We start from the raw sequence: 7,937 nt of genomic DNA on the forward strand, positions 1-7,937 counted from the left end.
CAACTCACGCGCCAGAAGCACAGCCGTCAACCACAGCGGCAGAATCTCCCGCCAGGTGAGCCCCACAAGAGTGGACAGAATGTAGAGCCGGTCCGCCGCGGGATCGAGCAGCCGGCCGAGGCTGCTGATTTGATTCCAGCGCCGCGCGAGCTTCCCGTCGAGATAGTCGCTGACGCCGCTCAGCATGAGCACGAGCAGCGCCCAGCCGTCACTCTTGGGACCGCCGAACTCGGGCCGGAGGATCAGCCACAGGAAGACGGGTACGCCGACGAGGCGCGCCATGCTGAGGATGTTCGGGATGGTGAGGACCCGGTCCGTCTGGACGCGGGTCTCCTGGACCTCCACCCGGGGGCCTCCTGTGGGGAACGAGCCAACGATGCCCCCTGACCTTACCCGCAGCGCTCGCGTCGAGGTGCGGAGGGGTGGCGGAGCCACCGCGAAAACAGACCTGACCCAGAACGCAGAAAACCCCCGTACCGATTTCCCGGTACGGGGGTTCTCCCTACAATTAGTTCGGCGGCGTCCTACTCTCCCACAGGGTCCCCCCTGCAGTACCATCGGCGCTGTGAGGCTTAGCTTCCGGGTTCGGAATGTAACCGGGCGTTTCCCTCACGCTATGACCACCGAAACACTATGAAACTGTAACTACCGCACCATTGCCGTGGCCCGACAACGGGGTTGTTCGTGGTTTCAGAACCAACACAGTGGACGCGAGCAACTGAGGACAAGCCCTCGGCCTATTAGTACCGGTCACCTCCAGCGGTTACCCGCCTTCCAGATCCGGCCTATCAACCCAGTCGTCTACTGGGAGCCTTAACCCCTCAAAGGGGGTGGGAATACTCATCTCGAAGCAGGCTTCCCGCTTAGATGCTTTCAGCGGTTATCCCTCCCGAACGTAGCCAACCAGCCATGCCCTTGGCAGGACAACTGGCACACCAGAGGTTCGTCCGTCCCGGTCCTCTCGTACTAGGGACAGCCCTTCTCAATATTCCTACGCGCGCAGCGGATAGGGACCGAACTGTCTCACGACGTTCTAAACCCAGCTCGCGTACCGCTTTAATGGGCGAACAGCCCAACCCTTGGGACCGACTCCAGCCCCAGGATGCGACGAGCCGACATCGAGGTGCCAAACCATCCCGTCGATATGGACTCTTGGGGAAGATCAGCCTGTTATCCCCGGGGTACCTTTTATCCGTTGAGCGACGGCGCTTCCACAAGCCACCGCCGGATCACTAGTCCCGACTTTCGTCCCTGCTCGACCCGTCGGTCTCACAGTCAAGCTCCCTTGTGCACTTACACTCAACACCTGATTACCAACCAGGCTGAGGGAACCTTTGGGCGCCTCCGTTACTCTTTAGGAGGCAACCGCCCCAGTTAAACTACCCATCAGACACTGTCCCTGATCCGGATCACGGACCCAGGTTAGACATCCAGCACGACCAGAGTGGTATTTCAACGACGACTCCACAACAGCTGGCGCTGCCGCTTCAAAGTCTCCCACCTATCCTACACAAGCCGAACCGAACACCAATATCAAACTGTAGTAAAGGTCCCGGGGTCTTTCCGTCCTGCTGCGCGAAACGAGCATCTTTACTCGTAGTGCAATTTCACCGGGCCTATGGTTGAGACAGTCGAGAAGTCGTTACGCCATTCGTGCAGGTCGGAACTTACCCGACAAGGAATTTCGCTACCTTAGGATGGTTATAGTTACCACCGCCGTTTACTGGCGCTTAAGTTCTCAGCTTCGCCACCCCGAAGAGTGACTAACCGGTCCCCTTAACGTTCCAGCACCGGGCAGGCGTCAGTCCGTATACATCGCCTTACGGCTTCGCACGGACCTGTGTTTTTAGTAAACAGTCGCTTCTCGCTGGTCTCTGCGGCCACCCCCAGCTCAAGGAGTCAAGACTCTCACCGGTGATGGCCCCCCTTCTCCCGAAGTTACGGGGGCATTTTGCCGAGTTCCTTAACCATAGTTCACCCGAACGCCTCGGTATTCTCTACCTGACCACCTGAGTCGGTTTAGGGTACGGGCCGCCATGAAACTCGCTAGAGGCTTTTCTCGACAGCATAGGATCATCCACTTCACCACAATCGGCTCGGCATCAGGTCTCAGCCTTGATGTGTGACGGATTTACCTATCACACGGCCTACACCCTTACCCCGGGACAACCACCGCCCGGGATGGACTACCTTCCTGCGTCACCCCATCACTCACCTACTGCAGGTCTGGTCCGTCGGCTCCACCACTCCCCTTTGCCCGAAGGCTCCGGGGCGGCTTCACGGACTTAGCATCGCCTGGTTCAATGTTTGACGCTTCACAGCGGGTACCGGAATATCAACCGGTTATCCATCGACTACGCCTGTCGGCCTCGCCTTAGGTCCCGACTTACCCTGGGCAGATCAGCTTGACCCAGGAACCCTTAGTCAATCGGCGCACACGTTTCTCACGTGTGTATCGCTACTCATGCCTGCATTCTCACTCGTGAACCGTCCACCACTGCCTTCCGGCGCGGCTTCACCCGGCACACGACGCTCCCCTACCCATCACAGCCGCCGTTGGGCGTATTGCTGCAATGACACGACTTCGGCGGTACGCTTGAGCCCCGCTACATTGTCGGCGCGGAATCACTAGACCAGTGAGCTATTACGCACTCTTTCAAGGGTGGCTGCTTCTAAGCCAACCTCCTGGTTGTCTCTGCGACTCCACATCCTTTCCCACTTAGCGTACGCTTAGGGGCCTTAGTCGATGCTCTGGGCTGTTTCCCTCTCGACCATGGAGCTTATCCCCCACAGTCTCACTGCCGCGCTCTCACTTACCGGCATTCGGAGTTTGGCTAAGGTCAGTAACCCGGTAGGGCCCATCGCCTATCCAGTGCTCTACCTCCGGCAAGAAACACACGACGCTGCACCTAAATGCATTTCGGGGAGAACCAGCTATCACGGAGTTTGATTGGCCTTTCACCCCTAACCACAGGTCATCCCCCAGGTTTTCAACCCTGGTGGGTTCGGTCCTCCACGACCTCTTACAGCCGCTTCAACCTGCCCATGGCTAGATCACTCCGCTTCGGGTCTTGAGCGCGCTACTAAATCGCCCTATTCGGACTCGCTTTCGCTACGGCTTCCCCACACGGGTTAACCTCGCAACACACCGCAAACTCGCAGGCTCATTCTTCAAAAGGCACGCAGTCACGACGCACTGAGTAAACTCAATGCGCGACGCTCCCACGGCTTGTAGGCACACGGTTTCAGGTACTATTTCACTCCGCTCCCGCGGTACTTTTCACCATTCCCTCACGGTACTATCCGCTATCGGTCACCAGGGAATATTTAGGCTTAGCGGGTGGTCCCGCCAGATTCACACGGGATTTCTCGGGCCCCGTGCTACTTGGGTGTTTCTCAAACGAGCCGTTGACGTTTCGACTACGGGGGTCTTACCCTCTACGCCGGACCTTTCGCATGTCCTTCGCCTACATCAACGGTTTCTGACTCGTCTCACGGCCGGCAGACCGTGAAAGAGAAATCCCACAACCCCACATACGCAACCCCTGCCGGGTCTCACACGCATATGGTTTGGCCTCATCCAGTTTCGCTCGCCACTACTCCCGGAATCACGGTTGTTTTCTCTTCCTGCGGGTACTGAGATGTTTCACTTCCCCGCGTTCCCTCCACATACCCTATGTGTTCAGGTATGGGTGACAGCCCATGACGACTGCCGGGTTTCCCCATTCGGAAACCCCCGGATCAAAGCCTGGTTGACGACTCCCCGGGGACTATCGTGGCCTCCCACGTCCTTCATCGGTTCCTGGTGCCAAGGCATCCACCGTGCGCCCTTAAAAACTTGGCCACAGATGCTCGCGTCCACTGTGCAGTTCTCAAACAACGACCAACCACCCATCACCCCGAACCTTCCGGTTCGAGTGCACTGGGGCCGGCACTGAAGGCAGCCAACAATCGGCCGTGCCCTCAGACACCCAACAGCGTGCCCGGCACCCCCGCCGCTTCCCTCATTCGTTCCACGCCCCGAAGAGCAGTACTGGAAGGAGAAGACAGTCAAGTGCGCCGAATAATCAACGTTCCACCCATGAGCAACCACCGTCGAACGTGTGCCGACGTAATGGCCCTGGACCACCGGGCAAGCCCGGCAGCCTAGATGCTCCTTAGAAAGGAGGTGATCCAGCCGCACCTTCCGGTACGGCTACCTTGTTACGACTTCGTCCCAATCGCCAGTCCCACCTTCGACAGCTCCCTCCCACAAGGGGTTGGGCCACCGGCTTCGGGTGTTACCGACTTTCGTGACGTGACGGGCGGTGTGTACAAGGCCCGGGAACGTATTCACCGCAGCAATGCTGATCTGCGATTACTAGCAACTCCGACTTCATGGGGTCGAGTTGCAGACCCCAATCCGAACTGAGACAGGCTTTTTGAGATTCGCTCCGCCTCACGGCTTCGCAGCTCATTGTACCTGCCATTGTAGCACGTGTGCAGCCCAAGACATAAGGGGCATGATGACTTGACGTCGTCCCCACCTTCCTCCGAGTTGACCCCGGCAGTCTCCTGTGAGTCCCCATCACCCCGAAGGGCATGCTGGCAACACAGAACAAGGGTTGCGCTCGTTGCGGGACTTAACCCAACATCTCACGACACGAGCTGACGACAGCCATGCACCACCTGTACACCGACCACAAGGGGGGCACTATCTCTAATGCTTTCCGGTGTATGTCAAGCCTTGGTAAGGTTCTTCGCGTTGCGTCGAATTAAGCCACATGCTCCGCTGCTTGTGCGGGCCCCCGTCAATTCCTTTGAGTTTTAGCCTTGCGGCCGTACTCCCCAGGCGGGGAACTTAATGCGTTAGCTGCGGCACCGACGACGTGGAATGTCGCCAACACCTAGTTCCCACCGTTTACGGCGTGGACTACCAGGGTATCTAATCCTGTTCGCTCCCCACGCTTTCGCTCCTCAGCGTCAGTAATGGCCCAGAGATCCGCCTTCGCCACCGGTGTTCCTCCTGATATCTGCGCATTTCACCGCTACACCAGGAATTCCGATCTCCCCTACCACACTCTAGCTAGCCCGTATCGAATGCAGACCCGGGGTTAAGCCCCGGGCTTTCACACCCGACGTGACAAGCCGCCTACGAGCTCTTTACGCCCAATAATTCCGGACAACGCTTGCGCCCTACGTATTACCGCGGCTGCTGGCACGTAGTTAGCCGGCGCTTCTTCTGCAGGTACCGTCACTTTCGCTTCTTCCCTGCTGAAAGAGGTTTACAACCCGAAGGCCGTCATCCCTCACGCGGCGTCGCTGCATCAGGCTTTCGCCCATTGTGCAATATTCCCCACTGCTGCCTCCCGTAGGAGTCTGGGCCGTGTCTCAGTCCCAGTGTGGCCGGTCGCCCTCTCAGGCCGGCTACCCGTCGTCGCCTTGGTGAGCCACTACCTCACCAACAAGCTGATAGGCCGCGGGCTCATCCTTCACCGCCGGAGCTTTTAACCCACCCGGATGCCCGGGCAGGTGTTATCCGGTATTAGACCCCGTTTCCAGGGCTTGTCCCAGAGTGAAGGGCAGATTGCCCACGTGTTACTCACCCGTTCGCCACTAATCCACCCCGAAGGGCTTCATCGTTCGACTTGCATGTGTTAAGCACGCCGCCAGCGTTCGTCCTGAGCCAGGATCAAACTCTCCGTGAATGTTTTCCCGTAATCGGGACGACACCACGAGAGCGGAACCGAAGAGAGGAATAATCCCCTCGGTTCACAGCGTCCTCGCTGTGCGCCCACCGAGACCATGCCCGGCAGGACTTTTTCAAAGGAACCTCGCCCCAGCCGATCGGCCGGAGACGGGGTATCAACATATCTGGCGTTGATTTTTGGCACGCTGTTGAGTTCTCAAGGAACGGACGCTTCCTTTGTACTCACCCTCTCGGGCTTTCCTCCGGGCGCTTCCCTTCGGTCCTGCTGTCCTGCTTTGTTCTTGCGTTTCCGACTCTATCAGACCGTTTCCCGATCCGATTTCCTCGGTGCTTTCCAGGTTTCCGCTTTCGCGTTTCCCTTTCCGGCGGCTCCGACTCTATCAGATCCTTTCGGGCCTGATTCCCAGTCAGCGGGGCTTGTCTTCCCGGCCCTTGGGCCGTTCCGACGAGTGAGACTTTAGCGGATTCCTGGCTCCCGAGCTAATCGGGGTGGCGCCCTTTCGAACGCGGATTCCTCATTTCGCAAACACGCATGAAAACGAGCCGACGACGAGTCGCCGTTCGCTGAGTGCTTGTTGCGGAATGGCTGTCCGGGGACCGACCGGGGTCGGCGCTCACGTCGGACAACTCGGAGAACACTACGTACCGGGTAGGGGCGTGTCAAATCCGCCCCGGGATGGCCTCCGGAGGCGTAACCTCGGGGCCATGACTACGCATACGTGCACCCAGCAGTGGTGGGCCGCCTGACGGCGGCCGTACACACGTATGTACTCAACGGCCGCCGCCTCGGCGGCCGTTTTTGTGTCTCCCTCCTGGGGAGCCGGCCGGCGGGTGCGGCGGCCTCGACCAGGAGGTGGAGAGATGACGCGGGTCTTCAGTGGGGTCAAGCCGACCGGGCATCTGACGCTGGGGAACTATCTCGGGGCCATGCGACGGTGGGCCGACGTCGACCAGCACCAGGCCGACGCCCTGTTCTGCGTCGTCGACCTGCACGCGCTGACCGTGGACCACGATCCGGGGCGGGTGCGCAGGCTCAGTAGGCAGGCGGCGACGTTGTTGCTGGCCTCGGGGCTCGATCCGGAGCTGTGCACCGTCTTCGTACAGAGTCATGTGGACGAGCACGCGCGGTTGTCGTATCTGCTGGAGTGCGTCGCGACCGACGGGGAGATGCGGCGGATGATCCAGTACAAGGAGAAAGCCGCGCGCGAACGGGAGCGGGGCGGGAGCGTGCGGCTGTCCCTGCTGACGTATCCCGTGCTGATGGCGGCGGACATCCTGGCGTACGGGACCGACGAGGTGCCGGTCGGGGACGACCAGACGCAGCATGTGGAGCTGACCCGGGATCTCGCCGTGCGCTTCAACCAGCGCTACGGGCACACCTTCGTGGTGCCCCGCGCCACGCGGCCGCAGGTCGCGGCGCGGGTCATGAATCTGCAGGAGCCGACGTCGAAGATGGGCAAGAGCGATGACGTGGGGCCGGGCGTCGTCTATCTGCTCGATGAGCCGGATGCCGTACGGAAAAAGATCATGCGGGCCATGACCGACAGCGGGCAGGACGTCGTGTACGACCCCGAGGCGCGGCCGGGGGTCTCGAACCTGCTGGAGATTCTCGCCGCCTGTGAGGGCGCGGATCCGGAAACCCTGGGCGGCGCCTATGAGTCGTACGGCGCTTTGAAGAAGGACACCGCCGAGGCCGTGATCGAACTCCTCAGGCCCGTGCAGGAGAGGCACCAGCGGTTGTGCGCGGATCCCTCGTATGTGGAAGGGGTTTTGCGCGAAGGCGCCGCAAAGGCCCGGGAGATGGCGCGTCCTCGGGTGGACGCGGCGTATCGGGCGATCGGGCTGCTGCCCGCCGGCTGAAGTCCCGGAGGGGGAAGGGTTGAGCGAGCGGCGGGCCGGGGCGGTGGCCCCGCCCCGGCCCCGCTGTCTTCAGCTGTTGCCGGAGGCCAGTTCGCGGCTGCGGTCGCGGGCTGCCTCCAGTGCGGCGATGAGGGCCGCGCGGACGCCGTGGTTCTCGAGTTCGCGGATCGCGTTGATCGTGGTGCCCGCGGGAGAGGTGACGGCCTCGCGGAGTTTCACGGGGTGCTCCCCGCTGTCGCGGAGCATCACGGCGGCGCCGATCGCGGACTGGACGATCAGGTCGTGGGCCTTGTCGCGGGGCAGGCCGAGCAGGATGCCCGCGTCCGTCATGGCCTCGACCAGGTAGAAGAAGTACGCCGGTCCCGAGCCGGAGAGCGCGGTGCAGGCG

Annotated in this window: 3 protein-coding genes and 3 rRNA genes; 1 reads left to right on the plus strand and 5 read right to left on the minus strand. The window is 60.7% G+C overall.

Features of this window, described 5'->3' with window-relative positions:
• The 4 genes from ACOZBY_RS21675 to ACOZBY_RS21690 all read right to left on the minus strand — a co-directional run.
• Window positions 1–345 (minus strand): CDP-alcohol phosphatidyltransferase family protein (locus ACOZBY_RS21675; protein WP_422762669.1); only part of this gene is annotated, 345 nt, incomplete at its 3' end.
• Window positions 346–511: 166 nt separating this feature from the next.
• Window positions 512–628: ribosomal RNA gene (rrf, locus tag ACOZBY_RS21680) — 5S ribosomal RNA — on the minus strand.
• 92 nt (window positions 629–720) lie between these two features.
• Window positions 721–3,844, minus strand: a 23S ribosomal RNA gene (locus ACOZBY_RS21685).
• 317 nt (window positions 3,845–4,161) lie between these two features.
• Window positions 4,162–5,687: ribosomal RNA gene (locus ACOZBY_RS21690) — 16S ribosomal RNA — on the minus strand.
• The 16S, 23S and 5S rRNA genes sit together here, the layout of an rRNA operon.
• Before the next feature lie 863 nt (window positions 5,688–6,550).
• Here ACOZBY_RS21690 and trpS point away from each other — a divergent pair.
• Window positions 6,551–7,549: a tryptophan--tRNA ligase gene (gene trpS, locus ACOZBY_RS21695; protein WP_143608879.1), complete on the plus strand. Its 999-nt coding sequence runs from the start codon at window positions 6,551–6,553 to the stop codon at window positions 7,547–7,549.
• A gap of 69 nt (window positions 7,550–7,618) precedes the next feature.
• Here trpS and ACOZBY_RS21700 read toward each other — a convergent pair.
• On the minus strand, window positions 7,619–7,937 hold a 319-nt coding region (locus ACOZBY_RS21700; protein WP_422762670.1), incomplete at its 5' end, for a pyrroline-5-carboxylate reductase family protein.

This window comes from Lysinibacillus sp. NPDC056220 (assembly GCF_049315265.1).
GTDB classification, from domain to species: domain Bacteria; phylum Bacillota; class Bacilli; order Bacillales_A; family Planococcaceae; genus Lysinibacillus; species Lysinibacillus pinottii.